The sequence below is a fragment of the Streptomyces sp. 135 genome, from assembly GCF_020026305.1.
Taxonomy (GTDB): domain Bacteria; phylum Actinomycetota; class Actinomycetes; order Streptomycetales; family Streptomycetaceae; genus Streptomyces.
Window position 1 is genome coordinate 1,727,706 of sequence record NZ_CP075691.1, and the last position, 18,300, is coordinate 1,746,005.

At 72.3% G+C, this 18,300-nt stretch carries 19 protein-coding genes; 10 read left to right on the top strand and 9 right to left on the bottom strand.

All coding sequences use genetic code 11. The features are described 5' to 3' along the window. Positions 1–199 precede the first annotated feature (199 nt). Together KKZ08_RS07730 and KKZ08_RS07735 are read right to left on the bottom strand one after the other, a co-directional pair. Positions 200–601 carry a YchJ family metal-binding protein gene (locus KKZ08_RS07730; RefSeq protein WP_223773733.1) on the bottom strand — a complete coding sequence of 134 codons (402 nt, stop codon included), beginning with the start codon at positions 599–601 and terminating at the stop codon, positions 200–202. Between the two features lie 92 nt (positions 602–693). After that, entirely contained in the window at positions 694–1,395 is a 702-nt protein-coding gene (locus KKZ08_RS07735; RefSeq protein ID WP_223773734.1) for a FadR/GntR family transcriptional regulator, read from the bottom strand. A 135-nt stretch (positions 1,396–1,530) separates the two neighbouring features. Between KKZ08_RS07735 and KKZ08_RS07740 the strand changes: the two genes are divergently transcribed. Continuing rightward, positions 1,531–2,046, top strand: coding sequence for a gluconokinase (locus KKZ08_RS07740; protein WP_223778947.1), 516 nt, complete (start codon positions 1,531–1,533; stop codon positions 2,044–2,046). A 91-nt stretch (positions 2,047–2,137) separates the two neighbouring features. Further along, positions 2,138–3,589 carry a gluconate:H+ symporter gene (locus tag KKZ08_RS07745; protein ID WP_223773735.1) on the top strand — a complete coding sequence of 484 codons (1,452 nt, stop codon included), beginning with the start codon at positions 2,138–2,140 and terminating at the stop codon, positions 3,587–3,589. Positions 3,590–3,817: 228 nt separating this feature from the next. On the opposite strand, the gene KKZ08_RS07750 is transcribed toward KKZ08_RS07745, so the two are convergent. The 3 genes from KKZ08_RS07750 to KKZ08_RS07760 form a co-directional block, all read right to left on the bottom strand. Further along, entirely contained in the window at positions 3,818–5,383 is a 1,566-nt protein-coding gene (locus KKZ08_RS07750; protein ID WP_223773736.1) for an APC family permease, read from the bottom strand. 76 nt (positions 5,384–5,459) lie between these two features. Beyond that, positions 5,460–6,425, bottom strand: a complete 966-nt coding sequence (locus tag KKZ08_RS07755) for a hypothetical protein (protein ID WP_223773737.1) — start codon at positions 6,423–6,425, stop codon at positions 5,460–5,462. A 169-nt stretch (positions 6,426–6,594) separates the two neighbouring features. Continuing rightward, positions 6,595–8,259 (bottom strand): FAD-binding dehydrogenase, encoded by a 1,665-nt coding sequence (locus KKZ08_RS07760; RefSeq protein WP_223773738.1) that lies wholly within the window; start codon positions 8,257–8,259, stop codon positions 6,595–6,597. 157 nt (positions 8,260–8,416) lie between these two features. Between KKZ08_RS07760 and KKZ08_RS07765 the strand changes: the two genes are divergently transcribed. From KKZ08_RS07765 to KKZ08_RS07785, 5 genes are read left to right on the top strand one after another with little or no spacing between them, the layout of a single operon-like run. Next, on the top strand, positions 8,417–9,064 hold the full coding sequence (locus KKZ08_RS07765; protein ID WP_223773739.1) for a TetR family transcriptional regulator: 648 nt from the start codon (positions 8,417–8,419) through the stop codon (positions 9,062–9,064). Then, a complete protein-coding gene (locus KKZ08_RS07770; RefSeq protein WP_223773740.1) occupies positions 9,061–9,873 on the top strand; it encodes a glucose 1-dehydrogenase in 813 nt (270 codons plus the stop codon). Before KKZ08_RS07765 ends, KKZ08_RS07770 begins: the two co-directional genes overlap by 4 nt. A 15-nt stretch (positions 9,874–9,888) precedes the next feature. Continuing rightward, on the top strand, positions 9,889–10,425 hold the full coding sequence (locus KKZ08_RS07775; RefSeq protein ID WP_223773741.1) for an NUDIX domain-containing protein: 537 nt from the start codon (positions 9,889–9,891) through the stop codon (positions 10,423–10,425). Positions 10,426–10,463: 38 nt separating this feature from the next. After that, positions 10,464–10,856, top strand: coding sequence for a DUF202 domain-containing protein (locus KKZ08_RS07780; RefSeq protein WP_223773742.1), 393 nt, complete (start codon positions 10,464–10,466; stop codon positions 10,854–10,856). Next, complete coding sequence (locus KKZ08_RS07785) at positions 10,853–11,182, top strand: DUF202 domain-containing protein (protein WP_223773743.1); 330 nt, start codon at positions 10,853–10,855, stop codon at positions 11,180–11,182. The genes KKZ08_RS07780 and KKZ08_RS07785 overlap by 4 nt, the downstream gene beginning before the upstream one ends. A 55-nt stretch (positions 11,183–11,237) precedes the next feature. On the opposite strand, the gene KKZ08_RS07790 is transcribed toward KKZ08_RS07785, so the two are convergent. Continuing rightward, positions 11,238–12,173 carry an NADP-dependent oxidoreductase gene (locus KKZ08_RS07790; protein WP_223773744.1) on the bottom strand — a complete coding sequence of 312 codons (936 nt, stop codon included), beginning with the start codon at positions 12,171–12,173 and terminating at the stop codon, positions 11,238–11,240. A gap of 158 nt (positions 12,174–12,331) precedes the next feature. Here KKZ08_RS07790 and KKZ08_RS07795 point away from each other — a divergent pair, with 158 nt between their 5' ends. From KKZ08_RS07795 to KKZ08_RS07805, 3 genes are all read left to right on the top strand, one after another. Continuing rightward, on the top strand, positions 12,332–12,628 hold the full coding sequence (locus tag KKZ08_RS07795) for a hypothetical protein (protein ID WP_223773745.1): 297 nt from the start codon (positions 12,332–12,334) through the stop codon (positions 12,626–12,628). Between the two features lie 115 nt (positions 12,629–12,743). Further along, positions 12,744–13,772 carry a phosphotransferase family protein gene (locus KKZ08_RS07800; protein ID WP_223773746.1) on the top strand — a complete coding sequence of 343 codons (1,029 nt, stop codon included), beginning with the start codon at positions 12,744–12,746 and terminating at the stop codon, positions 13,770–13,772. A 9-nt stretch (positions 13,773–13,781) separates the two neighbouring features. Continuing rightward, complete coding sequence (locus tag KKZ08_RS07805) at positions 13,782–15,002, top strand: acyl-CoA dehydrogenase family protein (protein ID WP_223773747.1); 1,221 nt, start codon at positions 13,782–13,784, stop codon at positions 15,000–15,002. A gap of 136 nt (positions 15,003–15,138) precedes the next feature. Here the strand turns inward: KKZ08_RS07805 and KKZ08_RS07810 are convergent, their stop codons facing one another. The 3 genes from KKZ08_RS07810 to KKZ08_RS07820 are packed head-to-tail and all read right to left on the bottom strand — an operon-like array spanning position 15,139 to position 18,203. Further along, entirely contained in the window at positions 15,139–15,732 is a 594-nt protein-coding gene (locus KKZ08_RS07810) for a TetR/AcrR family transcriptional regulator (RefSeq protein WP_223773748.1), read from the bottom strand. 21 nt (positions 15,733–15,753) lie between these two features. Further along, positions 15,754–17,442 carry an AMP-binding protein gene (locus KKZ08_RS07815; RefSeq protein ID WP_223773749.1) on the bottom strand — a complete coding sequence of 563 codons (1,689 nt, stop codon included), beginning with the start codon at positions 17,440–17,442 and terminating at the stop codon, positions 15,754–15,756. Further along, a complete protein-coding gene (locus KKZ08_RS07820) occupies positions 17,439–18,203 on the bottom strand; it encodes an SDR family oxidoreductase (protein WP_223773750.1) in 765 nt (254 codons plus the stop codon). The genes KKZ08_RS07815 and KKZ08_RS07820 overlap by 4 nt, the downstream gene beginning before the upstream one ends. Positions 18,204–18,300 lie beyond the last annotated feature (97 nt).

Genomic DNA, 18,300 nt, shown 5'->3' on the forward strand with positions numbered 1-18,300 from the left:
AGCGAGGGTTCCCGCCTATGTGCGGGGCCGCCCGGCGGGGTCGAACAGGCGGCCGGTCCAGGGCGTTTGGGCCCGTCGGCGGCTTCGGGCGAGCCCGGCGCACGGGCACGCCCCGCCGGATCACACCCCGTGTGAACCTCCGCTTCCCAGCAGTCCCACGCGCACGGGGGTCGCGGTGGCCGGGTCCCGTCGGATGCGCTCAGGCGATGAAGCTGCCGTCCACGTAGACCCAGGCGCCGTCGAGGCGCTCGAAGCGGCTGTGTTCGTGCAGGACCTCCGGGCGGCCGCCGTCGGTGTAGCGGGCCCGGAAGGTGACCGTGCCCGTGGTGTGGAAGGCGGTGCCCTCGCCGGTCTCCTCGATGTCCAGGCCCACCCAGCGCAGCGCCGGGTCGAACTCGACGCGGGGCGGCCGGGTCCTCGGGTGCCAGGTGCGCAGGAGGTAGGCCTCGTCCCGTACCGCGAAGGCGCTGTAGCGGGAGCGCATCAGCTCCTCGGGACTGCCGGCGGCGGCCTCGCCGCGGTGCAGGCGGCCGCAGCACTTCTCGTACGGCTCTGGGTGCCCGCAGGGGCAGGACGTGGGGCGTGCGGCGCGTCGGGACATGGCGTCCATTGTCACCGACCCGTCCCTCGCCGCCGACCCGTCCCTCGCCGCCGAGCCCGGCCGCTGTCGCCGACTCGCCCGCACCCCCGGCGTCAGGGCGCCAGGATGTCCAGCTCTTCGAGCGCGCCGAGGGCGATCTCGCGCGTCAGCGCCTCCGCGCGGACCGCGTCACCCTCCCTGACCGCCTCGGCGACCTGGACGTGCAGGGACACGGCGGGCGGGTCCGGGTCCTCGAACATCACCTGGTGGGCGGTGCGCCCCGTCAGCACCTCGGCGACGACGTCGCCGAGGCGGGCGAACATCTCGTTGCCGGAGGCGTTGAGGATGACGCGGTGGAAGGCGACGTCGTGCTTGAGGTAGCCCTCCAGCTGGTGGCCGCGCGAGTGGGCGACCATGCCGAGCGCGCACTCGGTCAGCTCCGCGCAGTGCGCGGCCGTGGCGTGCCGGGCGGCGAGTCCGGCGGCGACGGGTTCGATCGCGGAGCGCAGCACGGTGAGGGAGCGCAGCTGGCGGGGCCGGTCGGCGCCGGCGAGACGCCACCGGATGACCTGCGGGTCGTAGACGTTCCACTGCTCGGTGGGCAGTACGGTCACGCCCACCCGCCGCCGGGACGCGACGAGGTGCATGGACTCCAGGACCCGGACCGCCTCGCGCATCACGGAGCGGGACACCTCGAACCGCTGGGCCAGCTCGTCCGTGCGCAGAACACTGCCGGGCGGGTACTCGCCCGCGGTGATGGCGGGCCCGAGGCTTTCCAGTACGCGGGAGTGCAGCCCTCGGGCCTGTGCGGTCATGACGAAAGCCTACGAGGAGAGGCACGTGAACAATAAGTCAGACTTTTATGTCACAGCCTCTTGAATTCGTCATACCTAATGGGTTTCAGTGACGTGAACGAACCGACCGATGTCGATGAAGACAGCGAGAGCACGATGCGGCAGCAGCACACCCCCCACGTGGTCGTGATCATGGGCGTGGCAGGGACCGGCAAGACGACGATCGGCCCCCTGCTCGCGGACCGGCTCGGCGTCCCGTACGCCGAGGGCGACGACTTCCACCCGCCTCAGAACGTCGAGAAGATGTCCTCCGGCACCCCGCTCACCGATGACGACCGCTGGCCCTGGCTGGACGCCATCGGCGCCTGGGCGCACGGGCGGGAGGGGCGCGGCGGTGTCGTCAGCAGCTCCGCGCTGAAGCGGAGTTACCGGGACCGGCTGCGGGCCGCCGCCCCCGGCGTCGTCTTCGTCCACCTCACCGGGGACCGCGAGCTCATCGCGGACCGGATGCGGCAGCGCAAGGGGCACTTCATGCCGACGGCGCTCCTCGACTCGCAGTTCGCCACGTTGCAGCCCCTAGGGGCGGATGAGGCGGGCGTGGCCGTCGATGTCGCCGGATCTCCGGAGGAGATCGCCGGGCGGGCCGTTGAGGCCCTGCGGGACCTCGACTAAACACCTCGCCCGCGGGCCGCATGTGGCTGGTCGCGCAGTTCCCCGCGCCTCTCGAAGGGGCGCCCCCATACCCACGTCCTAGGAAGCCACCGTGACTCATCTCAGCGTCGAGATGCTGGCAGCGGACCCCGTCGAGCCGATCACCTCGGCGGGCCATGCCCAGCTGGGGATCGCCGTCCTCGCGGGCATCGCCGTCATCGTCCTGCTCATCACCAAGTTCAAGCTGCACGCGTTCCTCGCGCTGACCGTCGGGTCGCTCGCGCTCGGGGCCTTCGCGGGCGCCCCGCTCGACAAGGCCATCGCCAGCTTCACCGCCGGGCTCGGCTCGACGGTCGCGGGCGTCGGTGTGCTCATCGCGCTCGGCGCGATCCTCGGCAAGCTGCTCGCCGACTCCGGGGGTGCCGACCAGATCGTCGACACGATCCTCGCCAAATGGGGAGGGGCGGGGCCGCAGGTCCCTCTTCAGAAGGGTGGCGGCGGGCGACGGGCGGGCGGACGCGCGATGCCGTGGGCGATGGTGCTCATCGCCTCCGTCATCGGTCTGCCGCTCTTCTTCGAGGTCGGCATCGTGCTGCTGATCCCGGTCGTCCTGATGGTCGCCAAGCGCGGCAACTACTCACTGATGCGCATCGGCATCCCGGCGCTGGCCGGTCTCTCCGTGATGCACGGGCTCATCCCGCCGCACCCCGGCCCGCTCGTCGCCATCGACGCGGTCGAGGCCAACCTCGGTGTCACCCTCGCGCTCGGCGTCCTGGTCGCGGTCCCGACGGTGATCATCGCGGGGCCGCTGTTCTCGAAGTTCGCGGCGCGCTGGGTGGACGTACCCGCCCCCGAGAAGATGATCCCGCAGCGTCCCTCGGAGGACCTGGAGAAGCGTCCCGGCTTCGGCACCACGGTGGCGACCGTGCTGCTGCCCGTCGTGCTGATGCTGGCCAAGGCTCTGGTGGACATCGTGGTCGACGACCCCGAGACCACCGTGCAGCGGGTCTTCGACGTCATAGGCTCGCCGCTGGTCGCGCTGCTGGCCGCGGTGATCGTCGGGATGTTCACGCTGGGCCGTGCGGCCGGCTTCACCAAGGACCGCCTGTCGACGACCGTCGAGAAGTCGCTCGCCCCGATCGCGGGCGTCCTGATGATCGTGGGCGCGGGCGGCGGCTTCAAGCAGACGCTCATCGATGTCGGCGTGGGCCAGATGATCCTGGACTTCTCCAAGGACTGGTCGATCCCCGCGCTGCTGCTCGCCTGGCTGATCGCGGTGGCGATCCGGCTCGCGACGGGCTCGGCGACGGTCGCGACGATCTCGGCGGCCGGTCTCGTCGCCCCGCTCGCCGCCGACATGTCGACCTCGCACGCGGCACTGCTCGTGCTGGCCATCGGCGCGGGTTCGCTGTTCTTCTCGCACGTCAACGACGCCGGGTTCTGGCTGGTCAAGGAGTACTTCGGCCTTGACGTCGGCCAGACGATCAAGACCTGGTCGGTGATGGAGACGATCATCTCGGTGGTGGCGGGAGGCCTGGTCCTGGTGCTCTCCCTGATCATCTAGCGGCCGGGGTTCGGCACCGCCTCGGGGCCCCGCCCCGGACCCCGCTCCCCAAACGCCGCAGGGGCTGGATTTTCCGGAGGCCGCCTGAACCGTCCCGGGGAGCCGCCGAAATCTCGTGGCCGCGCCGAAATCGTCGGCGCGGCCACGAACGATCAAGCCCGTCCGCGCTTGCGGACGGACTCGGCGGAGCCGGGGACGGACCGCACCTGGCCGAGCCGGGAGCGACCGTCACGCCCCCGGCGAGGAAGACGCCTTCTCCAGCTGGAACGCCTCGTTGCCCAGACCGATGCGGGCGTGCGCCTCGGGGTCGCGGGAGCGCAGGATCGTCCCGTACGCCACACCGATGAGCGCCGCCAGGAAGATGATGCCGGGCAGCACCCAGCTGAGCGCCGAGTCCGGGCCCGCGCCCACGAGGACGTCGAAGTCCTTGACGGTGTACGCCGCGATGACGAGCAGGCCGACCGCGGCGAGCGCGGAGGCGGCGATCCGCCAGGCCTGGGCGCGGGCGGCGCCCCGGCGGGCGAAGAAGACGATGACGGCGACGGACGCGGTGGCCATCAGCAGGATGACGCCGAGCGCGCCGATGTTGCCGCCCCAGGTGAACAGGTGCAGCACGGGGGCGGTCGGGTCGCCCGCTCCGCCGTCGTCGGCGGCGGCGAAGCCCACGACGACCACGACGGAGATGACGGTCTGGAGCAGCGAGCCGGTGCCCGGGGCGCCGGTCGCGGTGTTGGTGCGGCCGAACGCGGCGGGCAGCAGCCTCTCGCGGCCCATCGCGAAGGCGTACCGCGCGACCACGTTGTGGAAGCTGAGGATGGCCGCGAACATGCCGGTCACGAAGAGCACGTGGAGTACGTCGGTGAAGGTGCCGCCGAGCCGGGACTCGGTGAGGTCGAACAGCAGGCCCGCGCTCTGCTTCTCGGCCGCCCCGACGATGCCGGAGGGCCCCGCGGCGACCGTCAGCGCCCAGGAGCTGAGCGCGAAGAAGACGGCGACGAAGCCGACGGCGAAGAACATCACGCGGGCGACGACGACCTGGGGGCGGCTGGTCTCCTCGGCGTACACGGGGGCCTGCTCGAAGCCGGTGAAGGCCGCGATGCAGAAGCACAGCGACGTGGCGACGCCCGCGCCGGTGAGCGTGTCCGGGTTGAAGGCGTGCAGGGACAGCCCCTCCTTCGCCGGGTCGGCGATGGCCGCGATGTCGAAGATGACGACGAGCGCCACCTCGATGAGCAGCAGCACGCCGAGCACGCGCGCGTTGAGGTCGATCTTCAGCCAGGCGAGGACGGCGACCAGGGCCACGGTGGCCAGCGCCGGGATCCACCAGGCGACCTCGATCTCGAAGTACGTGTGGAGCAGCCCGGACACCTCGAAGCCGAGCAGGCCGTACAGCCCCGCCTGGAGGGCGCTGTAGGCGACGAGCGCGACCAGCGCGGCGCCGGCGCCCGCGGTGCCGCCGAGGCCGCGGGATATGTACGCGTAGAAGGCGCCGGCGTTGTGGACGTGCCGGCTCATCTCGGCGTACCCGAGGCTGAAGAGCGCGAGGACGACGCCGAGGATGAGGAAGAGCAGGGGCTGTCCGACGATGCCCATCACGCCGTAGGTGGTGGGCATGACGCCGGCGACGACCATCAGGGGGCCGGTCGCGGCGAGCACGGAGAGCAGGAGGCCCGCCGTGCCGAGGCGGCCCGCGCGCAGCGCGCGTTCCTGCCCCTTGTACGTGCTGATCCCGCTGTCACCCGTCGGTTCGCTGAGGGATCTGGTGCCGCTCGTGCTCGAACTGCCCGTCGCCATGGCGCGGTCGTCCTTTCAGGGGTACGGATCTCAGAGGTACGGATATTTACGGGTATTCAGGCGTGTGTCCCGGCGTTCAGGCGGAGCCGAGCGCGGTGGCGCGCGCGGTGGTGAACGCTTCGTGCGGATCGCGGTCCGGGTAGGACCAGGGGGCCGGGGTCACGTGCCGTCCGATGCGGTGGAAGAGCACGGCGGCCTCGGCGGCCCTGCCCTCGCAGGACTTCGCGTGGGCGAGGAAGTTGAGGTCGACGTGGCAGCGCGGGTGGGCCTGCTCGTCGGGTGTCTCCCACTCCAGCCACCAGTCGAAGGCGGCCTTCATGACGCCGCGGGCGCGCCGCCCCGTCCAGTGCGTGCTCGCCATGGGGTCGGCAGGTTCCATGCCGGCGGTGGCGAGGACGCGGTAGCGCTCGGCGTGCGCGACCACCGGCAGGACCGCCAACGGGGAGTCGGCGGGCGCCTGTTCGGCCGCCCAGGAGGCGAAGTCGTAGACCTCGTGCAGCGGGTCCTGGCCCGCCGCGGGGCGCCGCTCGGCGAGCCGGGCGACCATCAGGTGGTGGGCGTGGTGGTGCTCGGGGTGGCGGTGGCGGACCTCGTCGAAGAGGCGTACGACGTCCTCCTCGCGGCCCAGCGAGCGTTCGAGCAGCAGCAGCGCGAGCCAGGGCGTCGGGTCGGCGGGGGCGCGGCCGGCCACCTCGCGGCACAGGGCGCGCGCCCGGTCCGAACGCTCCTTGCCGCGCAGCGCCTTGTGCACGGCGGCGAAGGCGAGCAGCACCTCGGCGTCGTAGCTCTCCGGTTCCACGAGCCGCCAGTCGCGGGCCCAGGCCGTGGTGGAAGGTTCCTGCGCGAGGACGTCGAAGCGGTGGCCCCTGCGGTCCCAGTCGTCGCCGGTGGCGGCGAGCAGCGCGCGCGCCTCGATCCAGCGCCCCTGGGCCAACGCGGCCCGGGCGCCTACGAGTTCGGCGTCGTCGAGTGCGGCGTCGAAGGCGTGCGCCGCGGCCCTTTTCTTGCGGGAGCGGCCCAGTGGGGGTGGGGGTGGTGACACCGCGGGACTTCCTCCCCGGCGCGGCTCGCGTACGGATGATCACGCACAGCAAACCGGTAGGCACCAGTCCACGTCAAGGCCAGCCTACCCTTGCCTCCTTCACCAACTCGTTGCGAAATCCTCAGACTTCGCCCTTCACCTGGGAGAACCCTCCTCGGTAAAGAGCTGCTCAACTCACGGCGCGGGCGGCGGCCCGGCCCGCCGCGCGCCCCGAGAAGAGGCAGCCGCCGAGGAAGGTGCCTTCGAGCGAGCGGTAGCCGTGCACTCCCCCGCCGCCGAATCCGGCGGCCTCCCCGGCCGCGTACACGCCCGGCAGGGGCGCGCCGCCCTCGGTCAGGACGCGCGAGGAGAGGTCGGTCTCCAGGCCGCCGAGTGTCTTGCGGGTGAGGATGTTGAGGCGTACGGCGACGAGCGGACCGGCCTTGGGGTCCAGGAGGCGGTGCGGGGCGACGGCCCGGATGAGGCGGTCGCCGAGGAACTTGCGGGCGCCGCGGATGGCGGTCACCTGGAGGTCCTTGGTGAAAGGGTTGGCGATCTCGCGGTCGCGGGCGGCGAGGGTGCGGCGCAGGGCGGCCTCGTCGATGAGCGGGGCCGCCGAGTGCCCCGTGAGCGCGTTCATGCCGCGCACGAGCGCGCCGAGGTCCTTCTCCACCACGAAGTCGACGCCGTGGTCCATGAAGGCTTTGACGGGTCCCGGCACGTCGGCCCGCGCGCGGTCGATGACGCCGCGCACGGACTTGCCCGTCAGGTCCGGGTTCTGTTCCGACCCGCTGAGGGTGAACTCCTTGCCGATGATGCGCTGGTTGAGCACGAACCACGTGTGGTCGTACCCGGTCCTCATGATGTGTTCGAGGGTGCCGAGCGTGTCGAAGCCGGGGAAGAGCGGCACGGGCAGGCGGTCGCCGCGCGCGTCCAGCCACAGGGACGAGGGTCCGGGCAGGATGCGGATGCCGTGCCGCTCCCAGATGGGGTTCCAGTTCTCGATGCCCTCGGTGTAGTGCCACATGCGGTCGCGGTTGATGAGGTGGGCGCCCGCGGCCTCGGCGATGCCGAGCATCTTGCCGTCCACGTGCGCGGGCACCCCGGAGATCATCTTCTCGGGCGGGGCACCGAGCCGCTCCGGCCAGTTGGCGCGGACGAGGTCGTGGTTGCCGCCGATGCCGCCCGAGGTGACGATCACCGCCTGGGCCCGTAGCTCGAAGGTGCCCGTCACCTCGCGGCTGCTGGCCCTGCCCCGCTCGGCGTCGGACGGTTCGAGGATCTCGCCCGTGACGGTGTCGACGGTGCCCGCGCTGCGTCCGAGGCCGGTGACGCGGTGGCGGAACCGCAGCTCGACGAGGCCGCGCGCCACTCCCTCGCGCACCCGCCGCACGAACGGCGCCAGCAGCCCCGGGCCCGTCCCCCAGGTGATGTGGAAACGCGGCACGGAGTTGCCGTGGCCCTGCGCGTCGTACCCGCCGCGCTCGGCCCAGCCGACGACGGGGAAGAACCGCACACCCTGCCCGTGCAGCCAGGACCGCTTCTCGCCTGCCGCGAAGTCGACGTACGCCTCGGCCCACTTGCGCGGCCAGTGGTCCTCCGGGCGGTCGAACGCGGCGGTGCCCATCCAGTCCTGGAGGGCCAGCGCGTGGGAGTCCTTGATCCGCAGCCGCCGCTGCTCGGGCGAGTCCACGAAGAACAGCCCGCCGAAGGACCAGTGGGCCTGGCCGCCGATGGAGTGCTCGGGCTCCTGGTCGACGAGGACGACCCGGCGGCCCGCGTCGACGAGTTCCGCGGTGGCCGCCAGTCCGGCGAGTCCCGCCCCGATCACGATCACGTCTGCGTCGTACGCCATAGGGGTCGTCCTCCTCGACAGGGCCCGCGAAGTTACCGGTGGGTCAGATCCTGGGCAGTGCGGAGGCGCACGTCAACAGGCCGGGCCGGGCGAGTCGGCCTCGGGCGGTCGATCCCGGCGGTGGCTATTAATAATGGCCAGCATTAGAGTGGTGGCCATGGCCAGGACATCCGGTACCGAGACCCGGGAGAAGCTCATCCGCGCCGGCGAGGAGGTCTTCGCCGCGCAGGGCGTCGACGGCGCCCAGCTGCGGGACATCGTCCGCATCGCCGGACAGAGCAACCCCTCCGCCGTGCAGTACCACTTCGGCTCCCGCGGCGGCCTCCTGGACGCGGTGATGGCCGCCCGCCAGGAGCGCACCGAGCGGGTGCTCGCCGCCGGCCTGGCGCGCACCGGCGGCGACACCGGCCCGCGCGGCCTGCGCGCCCTGCTGACCGCCCTGGTCACCGCCGAGGCCACCGAGCTGCGCACCGAGCGCGGCCGGCGCTGCCTGCGGATCTCCGCGCAGCTCAGCCACGAGAGCGGCGTGCGCACCCGCACCCCGCATCCGACCATCGACGGCACCGTCTACTGGGAGCTGATCGGGAGGCTGGAGGAGTGCCTCGCCCCCACCGTCCCGGAGCCGGTCCGCCTGGAGCGGCTCGACCTCGCCCTCACGATGATCGGCGCCGCGATGGCCGACCGCGCCCGTCAGTACCTGGCGGGCACCACCCCGCTGACCGGCGAGGACGTCTTCCTCACCGACCTCGTCGAGACCACCGCGGCCCTGCTGCGGGCCCCGCTCCCCACCTTGGAGACCCCATGACCGGCACGACCACCACCACTGACACTGCCGCTGCCACCACGCCTGCCCATGACCTCACCGGCAAGACCGTCCTCATCACCGGCGCCGCCCGCGGTCTCGGCGCCGAGGCCGCCCGGCAGGCGGTCGCCGCGGGTGCGAACGTCGTGCTGACCGACGTGCTCGACGAGGAGGGCGCGGCCACCGCCGCCGAGCTGGGCGGGCGTGCCCGCTTCGCGCACCACGACGTGACCTCCGAGGACGACTGGCGGCGCGTGGCGGACCTCGCGGCCGCCGAGTTCGGCGGCCTGCACGGCCTGGTGAACAACGCCGGTATATCGACCGGCCAGTTGCTGGAGTCGGAGTCCGTCGAGCACTTCCGCAAGGTCCTCGACATCAACCTCACCGGCGTCTTCATCGGTATGAGGACCGTGGTCCCGGCCATGAAGGAGGCGGGCGGCGGCTCCATCGTCAACATCTCCTCCGCGGCCGGTCTGATGGGCCTCGCGCTCACCGCCGGGTACGGCGCCTCCAAGTGGGGCGTGCGCGGCCTCACCAAGATCGGCGCGGTGGAGCTCGGCACGGCCCGGATCCGCGTCAACTCCGTCCACCCCGGCATGACGTACACCCCGATGACCGCCGAGGTCGGCATCGAGAGGGGCGAGGGCAGGTACCCCAACACCCCGATGGGCCGGGTCGGCGAGGCTCACGAGATCGCGGCCGCCGTGGTCTTCCTGCTCTCGGACGCCGCGTCGTACGTGACGGGCGCGGAGCTCGCCGTCGACGGCGGCTGGACGGCGGGGCCCACGGTCAAGTACGTCATGGGCCAGTGAGGTTGGATGGCCCGCATGACGACACACCGCGGGCCCCTGCCCGACCCCCGTGAAGAGATGCTGACCATCGTCGACGAGAACGACGAGGTCATCGGCGAGGCCCCGCGCGGTGAGGCCTACGCGCGCGGGCTGCGCCACCGCTGTGTGTTCATCCAGGCGCGGGACGCCGAGGGGCGCGTCTTCGTGCACCGCCGCACCGCGACGAAGCTGGTCTTCCCCTCCCTGTACGACATGTTCGTGGGCGGTGTGGTCGGGGCCGGGGAGTCCTGCGACGACGCGGCGCTGCGCGAGGCGGAGGAGGAGCTCGGCGTCCAGGGGCTGCCGCGTCCCAGGCCGCTGTTCAAGTTCCTCTACGACGACGGGGCGGGGAAGTCCTGGTGGGCGTACCTCTATGAAGTGCGCTGCGAGCTGCCGGTGAGTCCGCAGGTGGAGGAGGTCGCCTGGCATGCCTTCCTCACCGAGGACGAGCTGGAGCGGCGGCTCGGCGAATGGGAGTGGGTGCCGGACGGGCTCGACGCCCACCACCGGCTGAGGGCGTACCGCGCGAGCTGATCGCCTGGGCCCCCAGGTGCACGGCTTATGGTGCGGCGGTGAGCAATTTCGTACGGAGTCTGAGGCTGTGGTTCGCGCCCGAACGCATCCGCGAGGAGGGCGACACCCCCGACTACCGCTTCTCGCTCGCCAACGAACGCACCTTCCTGGCCTGGCTGCGCACCGCGCTCGCGCTGATCGGCGGCGGCTTCGCCGTCGACCAGTTCCTGCCGGACCTGCGCTGGGGCTGGCGGATCGGGCTCGCGCTCGCGCTGCTCGCCGCGGGCGTCCTGTGCTCGCTGCGGGCGGTCAACCACTGGGTGCGCTGCGAACGGGCCATGCGGCGCGGCGAGGACCTGCCCGCGGGCCGCTTCCCGACGGTGCTGAGCCTGGTCGTCGCCGTGGTGGCGCTCGCCATGGTGGTGGTCGTGCTCTTCGGGTGGGAGGGATGAGCGCCCCGGGCCCGGGGCAGGCGCCGGAGCGCGACCCCGGGCTCCAGCCGGAGCGGACGCGGCTCGCGTGGCGGCGTACGACGCTGTCCTGCACGGTCGCGGCGGTCCTCGCCGCCCGCGCGGTACTGCACCACGGCCCCACCGCCACCGGCATCCTGGCCTGCGCCCTGTGCCTGCTGCTCTGGCTCGGCTTCCTCGCGGTCGCCCACCGCAGGATGCTGGCGCTGACCGACCGCCGTCCCCGGACGCTGACCGTGCGGGGCGCGTGGACGGCGGCGCTGTGCACCCTGGCGCTGGCGGGGTGCGCGGCGGCGATGGTGGTCTGACACCGGCCGGGAACCCCCGGCATCGGCCGGCGAACGGGAGAGCAGAGGCCTCGCGTCAGTCCTGCCCGTCCACCGTCACGACGATCTTGCCGCGGGTGCGGCCCTCCTCGCTCAGCCGGTGGGCGTCGGCGGCCCGCTCCAGCGGGAACGTCTTGTCGACGTGGACCGTCACCACTCCCTGCTCCGCCAGCTCCGTCAGCCGCAGCAGGTCGGCGGCGTCGGGGCGGACGAAGCAGTACTGGCCACCGAGGCCGAGCACCCCGCCGTCCGTGATGGACGCCAGCCTGCCGCCGGTCGTGAGGAGTTCGGCGGACGCCTTGAGGGTGTCGCCGCCGATCGTGTCGAAGGCCGCGTCGACACCCTCCGGGGCCAGGGCGCGGACCCGGTCGACCAGCCCCTCCCCGTACGTCACCGGCTCCGCGCCCAGTTCCCGCAGGAAGTCGTGGTTGCGCTCGCTGGCCGTGCCGATGACGCGGGCGCCCGCGTGCCGCCCGAGCTGCACCGCGAGGGAGCCGACGCCGCCGGCCGCCGCGTGCACGAGGACGGTGTCGCCGTCCTTGACCTGGAGCGCCTTGACCATCACCTGGTAGGCGGTGAGCCCGGCGAGCGGCAGCCCCGCGGCCTCCTCGAAGCTGAGGTTGCGCGGCTTGGGGGCGAGGGTGCGCACGGGCGCGGCGACGTACTCCGCGAAGGTGCCGCGGGAGAGGAAGTCCTCGCGTACGTAGCCGATGACCTCGTCGCCGACCGCGAACTCGGGGGCGGAGGCGCCCGGCTTGACCACCACTCCGGCGACGTCCCAGCCGGGGATGACGGGGAAGACGGGGTCGAGGAGAGCGTCGAGGTAGCCCTCGCGGCACTTCCAGTCGACGGGGTTCACGGCCGCGGCCCGCACCTTCACGAGGACGGAGTCGGGGCCGACCTTGGGGTCGCGCACCTCGGCGTATTCGAGGACTTCGGGTCCGCCGTAGCCGCTGTAGCTGATCGCCTTCATGGAGTCGCTTTCCTGGGGTCGCTTTCACGGAACATCCGCACGGGTCACCTGTGCGGAGGGCAGGGAAACATCGCCAGAGTGACATAAGCGAATAGAAGGGGCATCGAGGGCTAGCCTGAGAGTGTCAGCCTCCCCGGAAGTCACAGAAGGTGCGCGTCATGACCACGCTCCATCACGACCACCCGGTGCACGATCACGTGCACGGTCCGGCCTGCGGCCATCCCGAGGTGCCGCACGGCGACCACGTCGACTACGCGCACGACGGCCACCTGCACCGGCGCCACACCGACCACTACGACGAGTGCGAGCCGGCCGGTCACGTCGCCCACCAGGGCCATGACCACCAGCACGGCGACGGCTGCGGCCACGACTCCGTCCTGCACGGCGACCACGTCGACTACGTGCACGACGGACATCGGCACGCCGCCCACGACGGACACTGGGACGATCACTAGCCCGTCACCGCCCGCCCCCTGCGCCCCGCAAGGGGGCGCTTTTCGCTCTGGACGGCATACCGACTGGTCGGCATCATGGGGTGGCACGCCACCGCCACGCCGATCAGGAGCGAAGATGAGCTCAGACCACCCGCCGGGCCTCGACCTGGACCAGTTGCGCGGCCACCTCGACCGTGAGCGGCCGGGCCTGGTGGGCGGACCGCTCACCGCCCGGCTCATCGAGGGCGGCCGGTCCAACCTCACGTACGCCGTGACGGACGGCGCCTCGCGCTGGGTCGTGCGGCGGCCCCCGCTCGGCCACGTGCTGGCCACCGCGCACGACATGAAGCGCGAGCACCGGGTGATCGAGGCGCTGCACCCCACGAACGTGCCGGTGCCCGCGCCTGTGCTGCTCTGCGACGACGACACCGTCATCGGCGCGCCCTTCTACGTGATGGAGTTCGTGGACGGCACGCCGTACCGCACCTCGGAGGAGCTCGCGCCGCTCGGCCCCGAGCGCACCCGCGCCGCCGTGCTCGGCCTCGTCGACACGCTCGTCGACCTGCACGCCGTGGACCCGGCGGCCGTCGGCCTCGGCGACTTCGGGCGGCCCGACGGCTTCCTCGACCGGCAGCTGCGCCGCTGGGGCAAGCAGCTCGACGCGTCCCGCAACCGCGACCTCGCCGGCATCGACGAGCTGCACGCGGCGCTCGGGCGCTCCCTGCCCGCCTCGCCCGCGCCGACCGTCGTCCACGGCGACTACCGCCTGGACAACGTCCTGATCGGCGGGGACGACCGGATCAAGGCCATCCTCGACTGGGAGATGTCCACCCTCGGTGATCCGCTCACCGACCTCGGCCTGCTCGTGATGTACAGCGCGAAGCTGGAGGTGCCGGACTCCCCCGTCAGCACCACGGCGGGCGCGCCCGGCCACCCCGACCCGGCCGAGCTGATCGAACGGTACGCCGCGCGCTCGGGGCGCGACGTCTCGGCGGTCTCCTGGTACACCGCGTTCGCGTGGTTCAAGCTCGCCGTGATCCTGGAGGGCATTCACTACCGCTACACGCTCGGCCAGACGGTCGGCGCGGGCTTCGACCGGATCGGCGAGCTGGTGCCGGTCTTCATCGAGCACGGCCGCCGCACGCTCCAGGAACAGGAAGGCTGAGACAGCGCCATGGACTTCGCATTCGACGCCCGCACCGAAGAGCTGCGCGGCAAGCTGCTCGCCTTCATGGACGAGCACGTGTACCCGGCCGAGGCCGTCGCCGACGAGCAGCGCGCCGCCCTCGCCTCGCCGTGGGAGACCCCGGCCGTCGTCGGGGAACTGAAGGCAGAGGCCCGCAGGCAGGGCCTGTGGAATCTCTTCCTTCCCGACCCGGAGCACGGCGCGGGGCTCACCAACCTCCAGTACGCGCCGCTCGCCGAGATCACCGGCCGCTCCCCGCAGTTGGCGCCGACCGCGCTGAACTGCGCGGCGCCCGACACCGGCAACATGGAAGTACTCGCGCAGTTCGGCACCGCCGAGCAGAAGAAGCGGTGGCTGGAGCCGCTGCTCGCCGGGGAGATCCGCTCGGCGTTCGCGATGACCGAACCGGAGGTGGCGTCGTCGGACGCCACCAACATCACCACCCTCATCGAGCGGTCACCGGACGGCTCCGAGTACGTCATCTCGGGCCGCAAGTGGTACATCTCCGGGGCGATGAACCCCGACTGCGAGATCTTCATCGTGATGGGCAAGACCGATCCGGACGGCGCCGACCTACGCCGCCAGCAGTCCATGGTCCTGGTCCCGCGCGACACCCCGGGCCTCGAAGTGCGGCGCGCCATGCGGGTGTACGGCTACGAGGACCACTACCACGGGGGCCACGCGGAGGTCGTCTTCGACCGCGTCCGGGTGCCCGCCGCGAACCTGATCGGCGAGGAGGGCGGTGGCTTCGCCATCGCGCAGGCGCGGCTCGGGCCCGGCCGCATCCACCACTGCATGCGGCTGATCGGCATGGCCGAGCGGGCCATCGAGCTGATGTGCCGGCGGGCGGTGGCGCGTACGGCGTTCGGCAAGCCGCTGGCCCAGCAGGGCGTCGTACAGGAGTGGATCGCGGACGCGCGGGTCGCCGTGGAGCAGCTGCGGCTGCTGGTGTTGAAGACGGCCTGGCTGATGGACACGGTCGGCAACCGCGGTGCCCACACGGAGATCCAGGCCATCAAGATCGCCACGCCGCGGGCGGTGGTCGACATCCTCGACCGGGCCGTGCAGTTGCATGGCGCGGGCGGGGTGAGCCAGGACTTTCCGCTGGCGGAGCTCTGGGCCGCGGCGCGGACGCTGCGGTTGGCCGATGGGCCCGATGAGGTGCATCAGCGGTCCTTGGCCCGGCGGGAGCTCAAGCGGTACGTGTAGCTCTGGCGGGGCGCGGCGAATTGTGCGCTGAGGCCTCCGCCGGGGCGCGGTTGCGTCTGCCGCGGCAGGTTTTGTGGCGGGTGCGGGCTCGTAGCTGGTTGCTCGCGCAGTTCCCCGCGCCCCTTCGGGGGCGCGCCTAAGGCCGCAGGGCCCGCAGGAGCAGGTCCGCCAAGTGGTCCGCCACCTGTTGGGGAGTCAGGGGGCCGTCGGGGCGGTACCACGTGGACAGGTGGTGGACGGAGCCGAAGTGGTAGTCCACCACCAGGTCCGCAGGGGTCGCCGTGGAGAAGACGCCCGACTCCTGGCCCTCCTCGATCAGGGCCCGGAAGCGCTCGTGGTAGCGGCGCCGCTCGGCGCGCACCTGCTTGTTCTTCTCGGGGCCGAGGTGGTGCATGGAGCGGAAGAAGATCGAGGCGTCGTCGAGGTTGTCGATGGTGGTGACCACGACGTCGGCGGCGGCGTCGCGGACCCGGCGCTCGATCGGGGCGTCCGTGTCCGCGATGGCGTCGAGCCGCTCCTGCTGGACGCGGAGCAGACGGGCGTAGACCTCGTGCAGGAGGTCGTCCTTGGAGCCGAAGTAGTGGTAGAGCGCGCCCTTGGTGACGCCGGCCGCCTCCACGATCTCCTGCACCGAGGTGCGGTCGTAGCCCTGGTCGGCGAAGAGCCGGGTGGCGGCGGCCAGCAGCCGCTGCGGGACGGGCGTGCCGTCACCGTCCGTCGTCCTGGCCACTGCCGCCACCTGCCTTTCGTGTCACTGACTGTTCTTCGGACGGGAACGCAGTTCCCGCCGGAGGATCTTCCCACTTGTGGTCTTCGGCAGCTCCGCCAGGATCTCGACCTCGCGCGGGTACTTGTACGCGGCCAGCCGCTCCTCGCAGTACGCCGTCAGTTCCGCCGGGCGGGTGTCGCTGCCCGGACTCAGACTGACGTACGCCTTGACGCTCTCCCCCCGGTAGCTGTCGGGCACGCCGACGACCGCCGCCTCGCGTACGGCCGGGTGCGTGTAGAGGACGTCCTCGACCTCGCGCGGCCAGACCTTGAAGCCGGAGGCGTTGATCATGTCCTTCTTGCGGTCGACGACGTAGAGCCAGCCGGCCGGGTCCATGAACCCGATGTCGCCCGTGCGCAGTTCGCCGCGGGGGAAGGTCTCGGCGGTGGCGTCGGGCCGCCGCCAGTAGCCGGGCACGACCTGGGGTCCGCTCACGGCGATCTCGCCGTGCTCGCCGAAGGGGACCTCCTGACCGGCCTCGTCCAGGATGCGTACGACCGTCTCGGGCCCCGGGACGCCGACGGCGAGGGTCCCCGAGAGCGGGTCGACGGGCGCCTCCTGACCGGGCGGCACGGAGGCGCAGGGCGCGGTGCACTCGGTGAGGCCGTAGCCGTTGTGGAGGTAGGGCCCGAAGGCGGCGCGGAACTTCTCCACGAGGGCCGGGGGCAGCGGCGCGCCGCCCGAGGAGATCAGCACGAAGGAGTCGAAGTGGGCGCGGGTCGCCGAGGGGTGGGCGGCGAGCGCCATGAAGGCCGTGGAGGGGCCGACCGTGTACGCGGGGCGGTGCTCGGCGAAGGCGTCGAGGACCACCCCGGCCTCGAAGCGGTAGCTGAGGGCGAGCGTGCCCGCGTTGGTGATGCACCCCGCCAGCTGCGCGACCATGCCGGTGATGTGGAAGAGCGGCGCCAGCGCGAAGTAGCAGGCGCCTTGGGGGATGCCGGCGCCGGTGCGCTGGCGTTCGGCGTTGTAGGTGATGTTGCCGTGGGTGTTCATGGCGCCCTTGGGGGTGCCGCTCGTGCCGGACGTGTAGCTGATGAGGGCCACGTCGGAGGGGCCGAGTTCGCGGCCGGCGGGGGCGGGCAGCCCTTGGCGCGCGACCGCCACCAGGTCGTCGGCGTCGGCCGGGACCGGCAGTCGCTCGAAGTCCAGGACGCGGGTGTCGCCCCTGCTCTGCAGGTCGAGTTGGCAGGCGGTGAGCACGACGCGCACGGACGAGCCCGCCGCCGTGTCGCGCAGGTACGTCTCCCAGGCGCGGTCCGCGCAGATCAGCGCGGTCACGCCGGCGTCGGCGAGGACGTGACCGACCTCCGCCGACTTGTACATCGGGTTGACGGGCACGACCGTCGCGCCCGCCTTCCAGGCACCGAGGAGCGCGAGCACGAAGTGCGGGGTGTTCTGGAGGAGGATCGCGACGCGGTCGCCGCGTGCGACGCCACGCGCGGCGAGGTGTCCGGCGACGGAGTCGCTGAGGGCGTCGGTCTCGCGGTAGCTCAGGCGGCCGTCGAAGTAGGCGAGGGCGGTGTGCTCGGGGGCCCTGGCGACGGCGGCGCGGAAGGCGTGCACCACGGAGGCGGCGGGGGTGACGGGGCCGCGCTGGGCGTCGTTGAGGCGGGCGAGCCAGGGCTTGGCGGCGTAGATCGAGCCGTCCGGGATCGCGGGGGATGTGGTCACCGCTGCGTCGCCTCCCACTTCTGCTGGATGTGGTTCATGCCGGCCAGCCACTTGTCGGGGGTGGCGGCGCGTGCCTCGTAGTACGCGGCGACCTCCGGGTGCGGCAGGATCAGGAAGCGGTCCTCGGCCATGCCCGCGAAGAGCGCGTCGGCGACGTCCTGCGGTTCGATCGCGGTGGGCGCGAGGACGAGGTCGCCCGCGGTGCCGGTGGCGGCGAGCATGTCGGTGCGCACGCCCTGCGGGCAGATCGCGTGGACCTTGAGCCCGCGGTGGCGGTAGGTGAGCGAGAGCCACTCGGCGAAGGCGTACGCGCCGTGCTTGGTCACGCTGTAGGGCGCGGCGCCGATCATGGTGAGCAGCCCGGCCGCGGAGACGGTGGAGACGAAACGGCCGCTGCCGCGCTCCAGCCAGCCGGGGAGCAGCGCGTGGGCCGCCCGGACGTGCGCCATGACGTTGACGTCCCAGGCCGCGGCCCAGACCTCCTCGGGCGCGGCCTCGTCGCCGCCGGAGCCGAGTCCGGCGTTGGCGCAGTACACGTCGACCGTGCCGCCGAGCGCCTCGACGGCCTGCGGCACGATGACGGAGGCGTCTCCGGGGACGGCGATGCCGCCCACCTCGTCGGCGACGGCTCGCGCCTTGGCTCCGTCCAGGTCGTTGACGGCGACGCGCGCCCCCTCGGCGGCGAAGCGGCGGGCGAGCGCGGCTCCGATCCCGCCCCCCGCCCCGGTGACGACAACTCCCTTGTCCCGCAGGGTCTCCACGACCGGTCTCCTTCGACGTCGGACTCGACCACGGACTCGGCCACGGACTCGGCCACGATTCGACCACAGCTCGGGCGCCCGCCTGACACGGCAGACT

What these genes read in the sequence shown, in the direction of transcription:
- KKZ08_RS07730 (WP_223773733.1), bottom strand. Translation starts at nt 601, where the DNA reads ATGTCCCGACGCGCCGCACGCCCCACGTCCTGCCCCTGCGGGCACCCA.
- KKZ08_RS07735 (WP_223773734.1), bottom strand. Translation starts at nt 1,395, where the DNA reads ATGACCGCACAGGCCCGAGGGCTGCACTCCCGCGTACTGGAAAGCCTC.
- KKZ08_RS07740 (WP_223778947.1), top strand. Translation starts at nt 1,531, where the DNA reads ATGCGGCAGCAGCACACCCCCCACGTGGTCGTGATCATGGGCGTGGCA.
- KKZ08_RS07750 (WP_223773736.1), bottom strand. Translation starts at nt 5,383, where the DNA reads ATGGCGACGGGCAGTTCGAGCACGAGCGGCACCAGATCCCTCAGCGAA.
- KKZ08_RS07760 (WP_223773738.1), bottom strand. Translation starts at nt 8,259, where the DNA reads ATGGCGTACGACGCAGACGTGATCGTGATCGGGGCGGGACTCGCCGGA.
- KKZ08_RS07765 (WP_223773739.1), top strand. Translation starts at nt 8,417, where the DNA reads ATGGCCAGGACATCCGGTACCGAGACCCGGGAGAAGCTCATCCGCGCC.
- KKZ08_RS07770 (WP_223773740.1), top strand. Translation starts at nt 9,061, where the DNA reads ATGACCGGCACGACCACCACCACTGACACTGCCGCTGCCACCACGCCT.
- KKZ08_RS07775 (WP_223773741.1), top strand. Translation starts at nt 9,889, where the DNA reads ATGACGACACACCGCGGGCCCCTGCCCGACCCCCGTGAAGAGATGCTG.
- KKZ08_RS07785 (WP_223773743.1), top strand. Translation starts at nt 10,853, where the DNA reads ATGAGCGCCCCGGGCCCGGGGCAGGCGCCGGAGCGCGACCCCGGGCTC.
- KKZ08_RS07790 (WP_223773744.1), bottom strand. Translation starts at nt 12,173, where the DNA reads ATGAAGGCGATCAGCTACAGCGGCTACGGCGGACCCGAAGTCCTCGAA.
- KKZ08_RS07795 (WP_223773745.1), top strand. Translation starts at nt 12,332, where the DNA reads ATGACCACGCTCCATCACGACCACCCGGTGCACGATCACGTGCACGGT.
- KKZ08_RS07800 (WP_223773746.1), top strand. Translation starts at nt 12,744, where the DNA reads ATGAGCTCAGACCACCCGCCGGGCCTCGACCTGGACCAGTTGCGCGGC.
- KKZ08_RS07805 (WP_223773747.1), top strand. Translation starts at nt 13,782, where the DNA reads ATGGACTTCGCATTCGACGCCCGCACCGAAGAGCTGCGCGGCAAGCTG.